Raw genomic sequence first — 14,633 nt, 5'->3', positions numbered from 1 at the left:
GTCCGTCACTCCTTCCCGAGGTCGCGATGGGTCACCGAGACCGGCACGCCGCCGGCGTTCAAGTGTTCGCGGATCGTCTCGGCGAGCGCCACCGAGCGGTGCTTGCCGCCCGTGCAGCCGATCGTGATCGTGAGGTAGCTCTTCCCCTCGGACGCGTAGCGCGGGATGAGGAAATCGAGCAGGTCGTTCACCTTCTGGACGAACGGCTGCGTCTCCGGGAGGGCGTCCAGGAAGGCCTTCACCTCGGTGTCCATGCCGTTCAGCGGGCGGAGGCGCTCGACGAAGTACGGGTTCGGCAAGAAGCGGACGTCGAAGAGGAGATCGGCCTCGGCGGGAACGCCGTACTTGAACCCGAACGACACCAGGTGCACGTTGAGCGAGGTCGGCGACGAGCTCTCCCCGAACGCCGCTTTGAGAAAAGCGCGCAGCTCGTGTGCGGTGAAGCGGCTCGTGTCGATGATGCGGTCGGCCTCGTCGCGAAGCGGCCTCAGGATCGAGCGCTCGTCGGCAATCGCCTTCTCGAGCGAGCCACCCGGCTCCTGCATCGGGTGGGGGCGGCGGCTCTCGCTGAAGCGGCGCTTCAGGATCTCGTCGGTGCACTCGAAGAAGAGGAGCGCGACCGGCGCGCCCTTCGCCTTGAGCGAGGCGAGCGTCTCTGGGAACGCGTGAAGGAACTCGCGCTCGCGCGCGTCGACGACGATGGCACCTCGCGGGATCGCGCCGCCCGATCGCTGGAGGAGCTCGTAGAACTGGAAGATCAGGTTGACCGGGAGGTTGTCGACGCAGAAGAACGTCATGTCCTCGAGACAACGGGCGGCGAGCGACTTCCCCGAACCCGAGAGCCCGGTGATGACGATGAGCCGCTCCACCTCAGGCCTCTCCGTCCCCCGGCTCGCGGTCGGGCATCGGGTCGGAATCGGCGTCCGAGGGCGTCGGCTGCATTCGCTCGCCGAGGCGGCGCGCCAGCTCGCGCGCCGGGTGGTAACCCTTGAGCTTGAGGAGATGGTTCCGTGCGGCCACCTCGATGAGCACCGAGAGGTTGCGCCCGGGCCCGACCGGCATCTCGACGTACGGCAGCGGCGCCCCGAGGATCTCGTGGCGCTGCTCGTCCAGCCCCAGCCGGTCGTAGCGCTTCCCGGGCTTCCATGGGTCGAGCTTGATGACGAACTCGACGAACTTCGTGAGCCGCACCGAGGCGACCCCGAACAGCTCCTTGACATTGATGATCCCGACCCCGCGCAGCTCCATGTGGTAGCGGGTCAGCTCCGGGCCGGTCCCGACGAGGGCGTCGCCGCGGCGGCGGATCTCGACGACATCGTCCGACACGAGGCGGTGGCCGCGCACGACGAGATCGATCGCGCACTCGCTCTTCCCGACGCCGCTGTCGCCGAGGAGGAGCACGCCCAGCCCGTAGATGTCGAGGAGGACGCCGTGGACGACGGCGCGGGGCGCCAGGCGGTCTTCGAGGTAGCGCGTGAGAAGCTCGATCGCGGACGACGACGACAGCTCCGTGCGGAGGAGCGGCACTCCGTTCCGCTCGGCCTCTTGCACGAGCTCGTCGGGCGGCGTCAAGCCGGCGGTGACGACGAAGCAGCTCGCCCCCTGCCGGCAGAACTGCGACACGATCCGCGAGCGCTCGGCGGCGGCGCGCTCGGAGATGTAGCTGATCTCCGACTTGCCCAGGATCTGGATCCGTCCGGGGTGCACGTACTCGAGGAAACCCGCGAGGGCGAGGCCCGGCTTCTGGATGCGGGGCCGGTCGACGACGTTCTCGAGCCCCATCGCTCCGGCGAGGAGCGTGAGCCCGAGCGCCGACGCGGCGTCGTCCACGAGCATCTCGCCGATCGTGATCGAAGGGATCGCGCTGCTGTCGTTTCCGCTCACGTGCCTCCTCAGAACGGCGCCCCGATTCTAGCAGCCCGCTTGACGCCTCTTCCCGCCGGATGTCATAGTCGCCCGTCACGGCGGACGCTTACCGCGCGAAAGCACTTCGAGACCGGAGAACGCCATGGCGGGCAACGCGATCGTTCATGTCATCGGCACGGGCACCATCGGCGAGCCGCTGATCGGGCTCCTCACGCAGATGAAAGAGCCCCTCGGCATCGACGAGGTGACCTTTCACAAGAGGACCCCCCTCCTCCACGATCGCTCGAAGGTCGTCACCCTGATGAAGCGGGGCGCGAAGCTCTGCGTCGACGCCGGCGCGAAGAAGGGGTTCCAGGACCTCGGCATGAACCCGACCTACGAGGCGATGGAGGCCCTCGAACGCGCCGCCGTCGTCATCGACTGCACGCCGTCGGGCGTCGGCATCGCGAACAAGAACGAGTTCTACAGCAAGTTCACCCACAACACGCTCGGCTTCATCGCGCAGGGAAGCGAGTTCGGCTTCGGGAAGCCCTACGCGCGCGGCATCAACGACAACGCGCTCAAGCGCGGCGAGGACCAGTTCGTCCAGGTCGTCTCGTGCAACACGCACAACCTGTCGATTCTGATCGACACCCTGGCGCTCCAGGACGGCGGCCCCGACAACCTTGTCGAGGGGCGATTCGTGTGCATGAGGCGCGCGTCCGACCTCTCCCAGGACGACAGCTTCGTCGCCTCGCCCGAGGTCGGCAAGCACAAGGATCCCCGTTTCGGAACCCACCACGCGCGCGACGCCTGGCACCTCTTCAACACGATGGGGTACGACTTCAACGTCTTCTCGTCGGCCGTCGTGCTCAACACGCAGTACATGCACACGATCTTCTTCGACATCCGCCTGAAGAAGGCGGTGACGAAGGAGCGCCTGCTCGAGTTCGTGAAGCGGAACGACCGGATGTCGGTGACCTACAAGAACTCCGCGAACACCGTGTTCTCGTTCGGGCGCGACTACGGCCATTACGGGCGCATCTTGAACGTCACGGTCGTGTCGTGGCCGACGGTCGCGGTGCGGAACGAGACGGAGATCGTCGGCTATTGCTTCACGCCGCAGGACGGAAACTCTCTGCTCTCCTCGGTCTCCGCCACGACCTGGTTCCTCTACCCGAAGGACTACGAGCAGCGGATCCAGTGCTTGAGGCCGTACTTCTTCGATGAAGTCTAGGGAAGCTAGCTCGCTCGAACTTTCTTGATCTCTTCCGTCAACGTCGGCACCACCTCGAAGAGGTCGCCGACGATCCCGTAGGTCGCGGCCTTGAAGATCGGCGCGTCAGGATCTTTGTTGATGGCGACGATGACCTTCGAGCTCGACATGCCGGCGAGGTGCTGGATCGCGCCGGAGATCCCGCACGCGACGTAGAGGCTCGGCGAGACGACTTTGCCGGTCTGACCCACCTGGTGGGCGTGCGAGATCCAGCCGGCGTCGACGACCGCGCGCGAGGCGCCGACGGCGCCGCCGAGCGCGTCCGCGAGCCCTCGGATCAGAGCGAAGTTCGCCGGCTCCTTGAGGCCGCGCCCGCCGCTCACGATGATCGAGGCCTCGGCGACGTCGATCTCCTGGCTGGCCGGAAGCTCGGTGCGGACGACGACGGCGCGGGCGGCGGGCGCCTGATGGTCGAGGCGCACGATCTCCGCCGGACCGCCGGCGCCCGGAGCCGCCGGGAAGACGTTGGGTCGCAGGGTTGCCATTGCGGGGCGCGCGGAGGGGATCGACTCCCAGGCATCCGCCTTGCCCGAGTAGATCGGCCGCCTGCCGCGGAGCGCGCCTCCCGACTGCCGCTCGAGCTCGACGACGTCCGAGAGGAGTCCCGTGTCGAGCCGCGCCGCGGCGCGGGCGGCGGCGTCGCGGCCGAGCGTCGTGCCGGGAACGAGGATCGTGTCCGAGGAGACCTGCTTCGCTGCGGCGGCGAGCGCGTGCGCGATCGCTTCGACCGGGAACGCGTCGTACACCGCGTCCTCCGCGACCACGAGCTGCTTCGCCCCGTGAGCGCCGGCCGCCGCCGCGGCTTCGGAGGCACCCGTGCCCAGCGCCAGAGCGGCGACGGGATCGCCGCTCGAGAGACGTGCGGCGAGCGACAGCGCCTGGAGGCCCGCGGGCTTGACCTTCCCCTCCCGGCGTTCGAGGAAGACGAGGATCGCACCCATCAGATCACCTTCGCTTCGTCGCGCAGGAGGCGCGCGAGATCGCGCGCGGCCTCTTGCGGCGAGCCGGGGAGGAGCCTCCCCTGCGGCCTCGGCGGCGGGAGCGTGAGCGATTCGCGCACGACGTGGCGCGCCTTGGCAGGCGCCTCCGGGGCGACCACCGCGAGCGGCTTCTTCTTCGCCGCCATGATTCCCTTGAGGGAGGCGTAGCGCGGCTCGTGCTCGCCCTTGTCCCACGAGATGACGGCAGGCAGGGAGCCTTCGACGACCTCGACCGCGCCCTCGATCCCGCGGAAGGCGGTGAAGCGGCCGGCGGCGAGCGTCATCTTGAAGACCGAGCCGACCTGCGGGCGGTCGAGGAGCTCGCCGAGCATCGGGCCGACCTGGCTCTCGTCGTCGCCGACGCCCGTCTTGCCGGTGAAGACGAGATCGGGATTCTCGACGCGAAGCGCCGCGGCGAGGGTCGACGCCCGTCCGAGAGCATCCGCGCCGGCGAGGGCGGGGGCCTGGACGTGCACCGCGCGGTCCGCGCCCATCGCGAGCGCCTGGCGGAGAGATGCCGCCGCTCCGTCGTCCCCCGCCCCGACGACGACGACCTCCTGCACGGCGCCGGCCTCTTTGAGGAGGAGCGCCTCCTCGAGCGCGTACTCGTCGTAAGGCGAGATGATCATCTTGACGCCGGCGAGGTCGGGGCTCGTGCCGTCCGCGGCGATCTTGATCTTCGCCTCGGTGTCCGGGACGTGCTTGATGCAGACCGCGATCTTCATGCGTCGTGCCGGATCGTCAGGAGCGATGCGTTCGTCCCGCCGAACCCGAAGGAGTTGTTGAGCGCCGCCCGGAGCGCGACCTTGCGCGACACGTTCGGCACGTAGTCGAGATCGCACGCGGGATCGGGGTGCTCGTAGTTGATCGTCGGCGGGATCTCGCCGTGGTAGACGGCGAGGGTCGTGATCGCGCTCTCGAGGCCGCCCGCCGCGCCCAGGAGGTGCCCCGTCATCGACTTCGTCGACGACACCGCCAGCTTCCTCGCATGGTCGCCGAAGACGGTCTTGACCGCCTGCGTCTCGATCTTGTCTCCGACCGGCGTCGAGGTCCCGTGGGCGTTGATGTAGTCGACCGTCTCGGGGGCGAGGCCGGCGTCCTTCAGGGCGCCGCGCATCGCGCGCGCGGCCCCCTCGCCGTTCTCCGAGGGCGCCGAGATGTGGTAGGCGTCGCCCGACAGGCCGTAGCCCGCGAGCTCGGCGTAGATGCGCGCCCCGCGCGCGATCGCGCGGTCGCGCTCCTCGAGGACGAGGATCCCCGCGCCGTCGCCCATGACGAACCCGTCGCGCTCGGCGTCGAACGGACGGCTGGCCTTCGGCGGGTCGTCGTTTCGCGTCGAGAGCGCCTTCATCGCGCAGAACCCGCCGAGGGCGAGCGGCGTGACGCCGGCATCGGTTCCGCCCGCGATCATCGCGTCGGCGTAATCTTCACGGATGAGGCGCATCGCCTCGCCGATCGCGTGGTTGCCGGTGGCGCACGCGGTCGCGACGGCGAGGTTCGGTCCCTTGGCGCCGAAGAGGATCGACACCTGGCCCGCGGCGAGGTTGATGATCATCCCCGGGATGAAGAAAGGGGAGATCCGCCGCGGCCCGCGCTCGAGGTAGTCCTTGTGGGTCGACTCGTGCATGTGGAGGCCGCCGATCCCCGACCCGATGTACACGCCCACGCGCTCGGCGTTCGACGCGTCGACGACGAGGCCCGAATCGGCCATCGCCTCCTTCGACGCGGCGATCGCGAAGTGGATGAACGTGTCCATCTTCTTGACTTCCTTCCGGTCGACGTAGTTCTCCGGAACGAAGCCGTGGACCTCTCCGGCGATGCGCGAGGTGAACGCGGAGGCGTCGAACCCGGTGATCGGGCCGATCCCGCTCTTGCCGGCGAGGAGCGCCTCCCAGGTGGACGGCGTGTCCAGGCCGAGGGGAGACACCACTCCCAGCCCGGTGATGACGACGCGGCGGCGCAAGGTCAGACCTTGGCGTGGGCCCCGATGTAATCGACGGCCTGCTTCACGGTGGTGAGCTTCTCGGCGTCCTCGTCGGAGATCTCGAGACCGAACGCCTCTTCGAGAGCCATGACGAGCTCGACGACGTCGAGCGAGTCGGCACCCAAGTCGTCCACGAAGTGGGCCTCGGGCTTGACCTCGTCCTCGTCGACGCCCAGCTGCTCCACGATGATGTGCTTGACCTTGTCTTCGATGGAAGCCATCCCTGCAATCCTCCGTCCTGAATCGCGTGCGAGGGCATCCCCCCGCGCGCGGAAATTCACATCGCCATGCCGCCGTTGACGTCCAGCGTGATCCCCGTGACGTAGGAAGCGGCGTCGCTCAGGAGCCACGATACCGCGTGGGCGACGTCGTCTCCCGTCCCGAGGCGGCCGAGCGGCACCTGTGCCAGGAGCGCCTCGCGCTGCTTCTCCGTGAGCGCGGCCGTCATGTCGGTGTCGATGAACCCGGGCGCGACGCAGTTCGCCGTGACGTTGCGCGACGCGAGCTCGCGGGCGAGCGAGCGGGTGAACCCCTCGATACCCGCCTTCGACGCGGCGTAGTTCACCTGGCCTGCGTTCCCGATACGAGCCACCACCGACGTGACGTTCACGATTCTCCCGTAACGCGCTTTGACCATGGAGGGGACGACGGCGCGACACAGCCGGTAGATCCCCGTGAGGTTCGTTTCGATCACTTGAGCCCACTCCTCAGGCTTCATCCTCATGAGGAGATTGTCCCGAGTGACCCCGGCATTGTTGACGAGGAGCGGGAGTGTAGCACGCTCCTTGAGCAGCCCTCCGAGCGCGGATTCTACCGATGCCGCGTCCGCGATGTCGAGGGCCAGGGGGACGGCCTGCCCCCCGGAGGACGTGATGGCGTCGGCTGTCACGGCCGCGGCCTCGCGCGTCCTCGCCCCGACGACGACCGAAGCGCCCTTCCGCGCGAGCTCGACCGCGATCGCCCGCCCGATCCCTCGCGAGCCGCCGGTGACGAGCGCCGTCTTCCCCTCGAACGGTCGTTCCACGATCAGGCCTCCACGGTCGCGAGGGCGGCGTCGATACCGGCACGATCGGACACCGAGAGCACCGTCGCGTCCTTCCGGATCCGGCGCACGAGGTTCGAGAGGACCTTGCCGGGGCCGAACTCGATGAACGTGTCGTGGCCATCGTCGACCATGCGCACCACCTCGTCCTCCCATTGGACGCACGAGGCGACCTGGCGGACGAGCGCGTCGCGCGCGACGTCGCCCGCAGCCACCGGGGCGGCGTCGACGTTCGTGTAGACCGGGATCGACGGATCGGCGAACGCGATCCGGGAGAGGACCTCGGAGAGTCTCCGCGCCGCCGGCTCCATGAGGGCGCAATGGAACGGTGCGCTCACCGGGAGCGGCAGTGCCCGCTTCGCTCCGGCCGCCGACGCCGCGGCGGCCACGCGCGCGACGGCCGCGGCATGGCCCGCGACGACGATCTGACCCGCGCCGTTGAAGTTCGCGCACGAGACGATCTCACCCTTCGCCTCCTCGAGACAGAGACGCTCGAGGATCGCACGTTCGAGCCCGAGGATCGCCGCCATCGCTCCTGTGCCCGCGGGCACGGCCTCCTGCATGAAACGGCCGCGCCGGCGGACGGTCGTCACGGCGTCCGTGAAACCGAGCGTTCCCGCGGCGACGTGCGCCGCGTACTCGCCCAGCGAATGCCCGGCGGCCGCCGCAGGCGGCTGGCCGCCGCGCGCGAGGTAGAGCCGGAACGCCGCGACGGCGACCGTGAGGATCGCCGGCTGCGTCGTCTCGGTCCGCGCCAGCTCGGCCTCGGTCCCGCCGAAGCACGTCTCGCTCAGCGGCTCGCCAAGCGCGGCGTCGGCCTCGGCGAACACCGAAGCGGCCACGGGATCGGCGGCGAGGTCCTTCCCCATCCCCGGATACTGAGATCCCTGGCCCGGAAACAGCGCGACGAACGACTTCACCAGCGCACCACCGAGGCCGCCCAGGTCAGCCCCGCGCCGAACGCCGCCATGAGCACGACGTCGCCGCGCTTGACCTTCCCCGCGCGCACCGCCTCGTCGAGCGCGATCGGGATCGACGCCGCCGAGGTGTTGCCGTAACGGTCGACGTTGACCCATGACCGCTCGGCCGGGATGCCGAGGCGATCGCCGACCGCGGAGAGGATCCGCAGGTTCGCCTGGTGCGGGATGAACCACGTGACGTCGTCCGGTGTCAGTCCGGCCTTCGCGAGCACTTCGCGCGAAACGTCCTCGAGCGAGCGCACCGCGATCTTGAACGTCTCGTTCCCGCGCATCGTGATGAAGTGCTTGCCCGCCGCGACGGTTTCGGCGCTCGCCGGATACCGCGATCCGCCACCTTCCATGCAGATGAAGTCGCTCATGCTGCCGTCGGTGTGCATGGCCGAGGCGAGGACGCCGCGCGGCTCCTCGCCCTCGCTCATCACCGCGGCGCCGGCGCCGTCGGCGAAGATGACGCAGGTCGTGCGGTCGGTCCAATCGAGGAACTTGCTCAGGAGCTCCGCGCCGATGACGAGCACGTGCTTGCATCGGCCGCTGACGATGAACTGCTTCGCGACCGATTGCGCGTAGATGAAGCCCGAGCAGCCTGCCGACATGTCGAAGGCGGCCGCGTTCTTGCAGCCGAGCCCGTGCTGGATGAAACAGGCCGTCGCCGGAATCGGGACGTCGGGGGTCACCGTGGCGCAGATGATGATCTCGATCGCTTCGGGGGTCAGACCGGCCATGTCGACGGCGCGCCGGCCGGCCTCGATGGCGAACTGCGACATGTACTCGTGCGGTTCGGCGATCCGCCGCTCACGGATGCCGGTCCGGGTGCGGATCCAATCGTCGCTCGTCTCGACGATGCGCTCGAGGTCATGATTCGTCATCACGCGCTCGGGGACACTCATACCGGTCCCCGTCACGATGGCGCTGCGACTCCCCATCCACCCTCCTCCACGCCGAAGGAGCGGGCGCGGCGGCCGATCATACCCCCCTCGTCAGGTCAGGCTGACGGCGGCTCGACGACCTCGCGGCCCTTGTAGTGGCCGCAGTGCGGGCACACGCGGTGCGGGAGCTTGCGCTCCTGGCAATTGGGGCACACGGACACGCCGGGCTGAGCCAGCGCGTCGTGCGCGCGACGCTTGTCGCGCCTCGCGCGAGAGTGACGTCTCTTGGGATTCGGCATCGGAGGACCTCGTGCGCGCGAGCGCTAGGAGTCGATCTTCTTCTTGCGGAACTCGAGCAGCGGCGCCATGCGGGGGTCGACGGCTTCGGTCGCGCAGCCGCAGGTCGTCGTGTTGCGGTTGGCGCCGCAGGAGGTGCACAACCCCTTGCAATCGGGCCGGCAGATCGGTTTCAGGGGAAGGTTGAGGTAGAGCTGTTCCTTGGCCAAGTCTTCGAGCCCGATCTTTCCCTCGGGGGCGACGAGCGCCTCCGCGGCGTCCTCATCGAGTTCGTCGTCGTCCTCGGCGAGCGCCGGTTCCTCCCGCACTACGACCAGGTCGAAGTCCGAGTGGACGCTCCAAGGAAACGGCTCGAGGCAGCGGCTGCACGTGAGCGGTACGACCGCCTCGAGGCTTCCCTCGAGATGCGGCCCGCGCCCTCCCGGACTGAGCGAGCCCGCGAGGCGCGCCGGCACGACCGGCAAACGTTCGCGGCTCGGCCCTTCGAGACCGTCCAAGCGAAGTGAGCGCTCGAAGGCGAGGCCTTCGGGCCCTAGACTATTAATATCAATGAACATGTGCTTTCCGAAGACCGCGGATTATAGCAAGGGGCCTTCGGCTGTCAATAAAAGCGCGGCGGGACGGGGAAATCAGGCGAGCGCTTCGAGCTCCTTGAGCGCGGCCTCGTGCGTCGGCGAGAGCTGGAGGGCCTCCTCGAACTGCTTCTTGGCCCGGAGCTTGAGCCCGCGACGCTTGTAGAACTTCCCGAGCGAGACCCGATACTCGACGTTCCACTGGTCGAGCTCGGCGGCCTTCAAATAGTTCTGCTCGGCCATGCGCTGCCACCGCTGGTCGGGATTCTTGACCTGGCACTCGCCGAGCAGGAAGTAGAAGCGGGCGTCCTCGGGCGCGTAGCTGATCGCGAGCTTCCCGTACTGGATGGCGTTGTAGTAGTCGGCCTCGCGGAGGAACTTCTTCGCCTTCGCGTAGTACTGCTCCGCCAGGCGCGCGTTCTCCTCGACCGCCATCTTGTTCCGGGTCTTGTCCATCTCGACGCGCACGAGCATCCCGTCGACGTGCGACTCGCCGACTCCGCTGCCCGCTTCCACCGCCTTCGGCTCGCTGCGCGCCTGGGTCAGGGTCAGATACGCCTCGACGAGGCGGCTCTCGATGAGCCCGAGCTCCGAGCGCAGTTTTTCGCGGATGCGCGGCAGGATGCGGTCGCGGCTGACGAGGTCCTTGGCGTCTTGGTACGCGCGCTCGACCGCCTCACGCGTGACGTTCTGCGACGTGAGGCCGAGGATCTCCTGGGGGTTCTTGTTCTTCAGCCCTTCGTAGGTCTCGAGGATGAGCTTCTCCTGCACCCGCTCGAGCGCGACCGCGTCGGCGTGGTCGCGCAGGATCGCGCCGACCCGGAACGGCCCTTCCCCGACCGGCGGGTCGTAGACCACGACCCCCATGACGAGGAGGCCGTACAGGAACCGGCACGTCAGCCCCTCCTCTCCGGGAGGGAGGAGCGCCAGGATGTCGTCGAGCTTCGACGTGCCGTCGATGCGCGACAGGATGTAGCCGTGTGCCGGCGAGAGAGCGAGCCGCTCGATCGGCACCGGCGTCGGGCGGCGGAGCTTGAGCCGGTTGTCGAGCCCCTTCATCGCCTCCTGGATCGGGCCGAATTCGACCATCGAGCCGATCCCGCCGAGGATGACCTCGAAGGTGAGGAGGATGTCGCTCTCGAAGATCTCCTGCAGCAGCCAGCCGTCGCTGAAGCGGGCCGTGCCGCCCTCCCACTGGAACGAGGACTGAACGACCCGCTCGACGAGATACCTCACCGTGTGCGAGAGGGTCTCCTTGCCGATCAGACCCCGGTTGACGAGGGCCTGGGCGAGATCCTTCGACTCGCTGATGTTGCGCCGCGCCTCGGCGAGCGCCCCCGGCGAGATCTTGCCTTCGTTGACGAGCCGGCGGCCGAGGTCTTCGTCGTCCGCGTTCGACTCAGCGAAGAGGATCATGCCGCGATCGAAGAAGATCCTCTTGTCGACGCCGCTGCGAGAGAGCTCGAGGACTCCCGAGCGCTCTCCCAGGTAGAGATCGCGGAAGATCTCCGCGAGCGTCTGGCTGCTGAACGTGGCCTGCATCCCGGCATCACCCCAGTGGCGCAGGAGCCCGGCTCCCCCGCGTCGACGAACCTATAATGTCCCCCGCATCACAATATAGAGATCGCCGACGGAAAGGAAAGTCGCGTGAGAACGGCGGCCTGGATTGTCGTGGGCGCGGTGTTTTGTGCGGCGGCGGCCCCCCCGGCGCGGGCGGCCGACCACGACCAAACCGCCTATTCCAGCCTGCTCCACGACGCCCGATTCGCTGCGGCGGTCGAGAAGAACGCGGCGGCCGGTGACGACGTGGAGCGCCGCTTCCTCGCGGCATTCATCACGTGGTGGCGCCTCGTGTTCGACGACGACAATCTCGAGCTCCAGGCTCTCTTCGAGCACCAGCTCAACGGGGTCGTGGCCGCGGAGGACGACGACACGCTCCTGTGGAGCGGGAACGCTCACCTGCTCCTCGCCCAGCTCCGTGCCTGGCAGAAGCGGCCGATGGCGGCGGCGTTCGAGGCGAAGAAGGCGAAGAAGACCCTCGAGGAGGCGGTCCGCGACGGGGCGCAAGCCAGCGACGCGTACTTCGGCCTCGGCACCTACAACTACATGGCCGACGCGCTCCCGTCGTTCGTCAAAGGCTTGCGCGCGCTCCTGTTCATTCCGGCCGGCAACCGCGAGCGCGGGATCGAGCAGCTCGAAACGGCCGCCCGCGAGAGCCCGCACTTCGCGTTCGAGGCACGCATCCTTCTCATCACCCTTTATGCGCAGCGCCACGAGCAGCAGTACGCGCGCGCCCTCGAGCAGCGGGATCTCCTCCTCCAGGCGGCTCCCGACGCGATCGCAAGCCTCTACGCCTCCGCGCGCCTCGACATCTCGCTCGGACGCAACGACGCGGCGATCGCCGCGCTCACGAAGGCGGCGGAGCGTGCGGCGACGCTCCGGGACGTCGATCCGGTCGTCCTGCGCTCGATCGACCTCCTGCGCGCGCGCGCCGAGTTCGGCGCCCTCCGCCCCGATCGGGCGCGGGCGACGGCGCATGCGGCCCTCGCGTCGGGAAACGGCCTGACGGCGTCGATCACGAGAGACCTCTTGCAGATCGAGGCGGCGGCGCAGAAGCTCGCGGAAGGGATCGACTGGAAGACGATTCCGGCCGACGCGGGTCACCTGATCGCGCTCGCCGATGCCGCCCCCGAGCGGCCGGTCCTGGCGCTCATCGCGGGCGACGCGCAGCTGCGCCAGGGGAAACCCGGCGAAGCGATCACCCTGCTCGAGCGCGCGGCGAACGGGCCGCTGCCGCCCGCCGTCAAAGCGGGATGCCAGCTCCGCCAGGGACAGGCCGCGGATCTCATGGGTGATCGCGCGAAAGCGATCGAGTACTACAAGCGCGCGGCCGACACGCCAGGCTTCGCGGCGAAGGACGCGGCGGTCTTCTACCAGCAGGCGCCGTTCCGGGCCGGCGCATGAGCCGTCGCCTCGCGGCGACGCTCGCGCTCGTCGTTCTCGTCATCGCCGCCGTTGCCGTCTGGCGGTTCGCCGTGCGCGGCACGGCACCGGACGCACATCCCGGAGATCCGCATGCGCTTCTCCGGACCGTGCCCTATTACCGGTCGATCGTGCCCGCCGGGGCGCTCCTCGCCGCCGAGCGCACGTCCGACGGAACGCTCCGTCTCGACCTGGCGCCCCCGGCCCTCCTGCGCGAGCGCCTCACCGAGCACGGGCTCTCCAAGCTCGGAGACGCATTGCCCGCTCGCGCGCGCGGTGAGATCCGCGCGAACGGGGAGAGCTGGCGGCTCGACGACGCCGCCGTCTTCTCCCTGCTCGATCGCGACGTTCGGGGACCTTCGTCCTCGGCGCTGTGGGGCACGCTTCCGGGCACGCCCAGCGCCGTCGAAGCCGCGCGCATCGTGCCCGCGAGGCTCGCCGACCCGGACTTCGGCGGCGCTGCGCTCGACGACTGGCGCGCCCGCGCCGATCTCGCGGAGCGTGTGCTGGGACGTCCGCTCCGCGCGCAGCTCGCCGAGGACCTCGGCGGGCTCGTGCTGTTCGCGCTCTACGAGCCGCCGCCCGGGGGCGCCCCCGAGGCCCTCGTCGCCGTCGAGCTGAAGCGCTCCGATCGCCTGCGGTCGCTCTTCGACACTGTCTTCGCGCTCGCCGCCCTCACCGACCGCGCCTCGATCGCGCGCTACCGCGACGTGCCCGTCGGGCTCTTCAGGGCCGCCTCGGCGGGCGGGCGGCTCGCGATGGCGATCGACGGAGACGCGGCGTTCGTCGCCCGCTCCGAGCGTCTCGTCCACGAGGCGATCGACGCGCATCGCGGTTCCCCGGCGACGAGCCCGCTCGTCGCTCGCGCCCAGGCGCTTTCCGCGACGTGGTGCGCGGTGTCGGAATCGGCTTATGTCACCCACGGCTGGGCGCGTCTCGCGCGCGAGAGCGCCTCCGCCGACCTGCCCCATGGCGAGTCGCTCCTCCTCGCCGACGGCAGCACGGGCTGGCGCCTGATCGGCAGCGGCCCCGGACCGGCGATCGCCGCCGATCCGGTCGTGCCTTTCGTGCGGGGGGTCCTCGGCGCGGCTCAGCGCGGCGCGGACTGACCGGTCTTCGACGCATTGTCGAGGACCTTGATCACGTACCACTGCGTCTCGGCGAACGGCGGGATCCCGTGATGCTTGTCGACCGCCCCCTCACCCGCGTTGTAGCCGGCGAGGGCGAGGTCGATGCGGCCGTCGAACCGGTCGAGCAGCCAGCGCAGGTAGGCGGCGCCGCCCTCGACGTTCTGCTCGACGTCGAAGACGCTCTTGACGCCGAACCGTTTGGCGGTCTTCGGCATGAGCTGCAGGAACCCGCAGGCACCGCGCGGCGAGATCGCGAACGGATTGAAATTCGACTCGATCTTGGCGACCGCCGCGAGGAGCGCGCGATCGATCGAATGCCGGTCGGCCGCCGCCGCGAGGATGTCGGCGTACTTGCCCGCCGCCTCGCGCCACTTCTCCCCTGTCCGCAAGGCGTCGGCGAGGCGCACCGCGGCTTCCGTGTCGGGCGGCGGGGCTTGAGGGAGCAGGTCGCCCGGGTCGACCGCGCGCTCGATCGAGACCACCGAGAGCAGCGGCACGCCGACCGTGCCGCCGTCTTCAAGGGTGAGCTGCGCGACACCGTCGGCCACGTCGATCGCCCGAACCCGGATCCCTCGCCCGTCCTCGAACATGACGAGGTCGGTCGCGCGAGCCCGCGCCGAGCAGAGAAGGACGGTGGACAGGATGATTGCCCCGCGACGCATCGTTAGGGTTATACGGG

General features: G+C 69.2%; 16 protein-coding genes. 3 read left to right on the top strand and 13 right to left on the bottom strand.

Annotation, left to right across the window (positions count from 1 at the left end; all coding sequences use genetic code 11):
* Positions 1-5: 5 nt before the first annotated feature.
* Both rapZ and hprK read right to left on the bottom strand, forming a co-directional pair.
* The gene (gene rapZ, locus VFV19_14660) at positions 6-869 is read right to left on the bottom strand and encodes an RNase adapter RapZ (GenBank protein HEX4825542.1); all 864 of its coding nucleotides are present in this window, start codon (positions 867-869) and stop codon (positions 6-8) included.
* A gap of 1 nt (position 870) precedes the next feature.
* Positions 871-1,884 carry an HPr(Ser) kinase/phosphatase gene (gene hprK, locus VFV19_14655; protein HEX4825541.1) on the bottom strand — a complete coding sequence of 338 codons (1,014 nt, stop codon included), beginning with the start codon at positions 1,882-1,884 and terminating at the stop codon, positions 871-873.
* A gap of 124 nt (positions 1,885-2,008) precedes the next feature.
* On the opposite strand from hprK, the gene VFV19_14650 reads away from it, so the two are divergent.
* Complete coding sequence (locus VFV19_14650) at positions 2,009-3,082, top strand: hypothetical protein (protein HEX4825540.1); 1,074 nt, start codon at positions 2,009-2,011, stop codon at positions 3,080-3,082.
* Positions 3,083-3,087: 5 nt separating this feature from the next.
* Here VFV19_14650 and VFV19_14645 read toward each other — a convergent pair whose 3' ends face one another.
* From VFV19_14645 to VFV19_14600, 10 genes are all read right to left on the bottom strand, one after another.
* The gene (locus tag VFV19_14645; GenBank protein HEX4825539.1) at positions 3,088-4,062 is read right to left on the bottom strand and encodes an electron transfer flavoprotein subunit alpha/FixB family protein; all 975 of its coding nucleotides are present in this window, start codon (positions 4,060-4,062) and stop codon (positions 3,088-3,090) included.
* A complete protein-coding gene (locus VFV19_14640; protein HEX4825538.1) occupies positions 4,062-4,826 on the bottom strand; it encodes an electron transfer flavoprotein subunit beta/FixA family protein in 765 nt (254 codons plus the stop codon). The genes VFV19_14645 and VFV19_14640 overlap by 1 nt, the downstream gene beginning before the upstream one ends.
* Positions 4,823-6,064: a beta-ketoacyl-ACP synthase II gene (fabF, locus tag VFV19_14635; protein ID HEX4825537.1), complete on the bottom strand. Its 1,242-nt coding sequence runs from the start codon at positions 6,062-6,064 to the stop codon at positions 4,823-4,825. The genes VFV19_14640 and fabF overlap by 4 nt, the downstream gene beginning before the upstream one ends.
* A gap of 2 nt (positions 6,065-6,066) precedes the next feature.
* Entirely contained in the window at positions 6,067-6,306 is a 240-nt protein-coding gene (gene acpP / locus VFV19_14630) for an acyl carrier protein (GenBank protein ID HEX4825536.1), read from the bottom strand.
* 56 nt (positions 6,307-6,362) lie between these two features.
* Positions 6,363-7,109, bottom strand: a complete 747-nt coding sequence (gene fabG / locus VFV19_14625) for a 3-oxoacyl-ACP reductase FabG (GenBank protein ID HEX4825535.1) — start codon at positions 7,107-7,109, stop codon at positions 6,363-6,365.
* Positions 7,110-7,111: 2 nt separating this feature from the next.
* Positions 7,112-8,047 carry an ACP S-malonyltransferase gene (fabD, locus tag VFV19_14620; GenBank protein ID HEX4825534.1) on the bottom strand — a complete coding sequence of 312 codons (936 nt, stop codon included), beginning with the start codon at positions 8,045-8,047 and terminating at the stop codon, positions 7,112-7,114.
* A complete protein-coding gene (locus tag VFV19_14615) occupies positions 8,044-8,973 on the bottom strand; it encodes a beta-ketoacyl-ACP synthase III (protein ID HEX4825533.1) in 930 nt (309 codons plus the stop codon). The genes fabD and VFV19_14615 overlap by 4 nt, the downstream gene beginning before the upstream one ends.
* 116 nt (positions 8,974-9,089) lie before the next feature.
* Complete coding sequence (rpmF, locus tag VFV19_14610; protein HEX4825532.1) at positions 9,090-9,272, bottom strand: 50S ribosomal protein L32; 183 nt, start codon at positions 9,270-9,272, stop codon at positions 9,090-9,092.
* Positions 9,273-9,296: 24 nt separating this feature from the next.
* A complete protein-coding gene (locus VFV19_14605) occupies positions 9,297-9,725 on the bottom strand; it encodes a DUF177 domain-containing protein (GenBank protein HEX4825531.1) in 429 nt (142 codons plus the stop codon).
* 174 nt (positions 9,726-9,899) lie between these two features.
* A complete protein-coding gene (locus VFV19_14600) occupies positions 9,900-11,384 on the bottom strand; it encodes a DUF4388 domain-containing protein (protein ID HEX4825530.1) in 1,485 nt (494 codons plus the stop codon).
* 105 nt (positions 11,385-11,489) lie between these two features.
* Here VFV19_14600 and VFV19_14595 point away from each other — a divergent pair, with 105 nt between their 5' ends.
* Entirely contained in the window at positions 11,490-12,806 is a 1,317-nt protein-coding gene (locus VFV19_14595; GenBank protein HEX4825529.1) for a hypothetical protein, read from the top strand.
* Complete coding sequence (locus VFV19_14590; GenBank protein ID HEX4825528.1) at positions 12,803-13,933, top strand: hypothetical protein; 1,131 nt, start codon at positions 12,803-12,805, stop codon at positions 13,931-13,933. The genes VFV19_14595 and VFV19_14590 overlap by 4 nt, the downstream gene beginning before the upstream one ends.
* Here the strand turns inward: VFV19_14590 and VFV19_14585 are convergent.
* A complete protein-coding gene (locus tag VFV19_14585; GenBank protein ID HEX4825527.1) occupies positions 13,915-14,616 on the bottom strand; it encodes a lytic transglycosylase domain-containing protein in 702 nt (233 codons plus the stop codon). The genes VFV19_14590 and VFV19_14585 overlap by 19 nt on opposite strands.
* Between the last annotated feature and the right edge of the window lie 17 nt (positions 14,617-14,633).

This window comes from Candidatus Polarisedimenticolaceae bacterium (assembly GCA_036275915.1).
Classification (GTDB): Bacteria; Acidobacteriota; Polarisedimenticolia; order Polarisedimenticolales; family DASRJG01; genus DASRJG01.
This window is presented reverse-complemented; position numbering and strand designations above follow the sequence as displayed.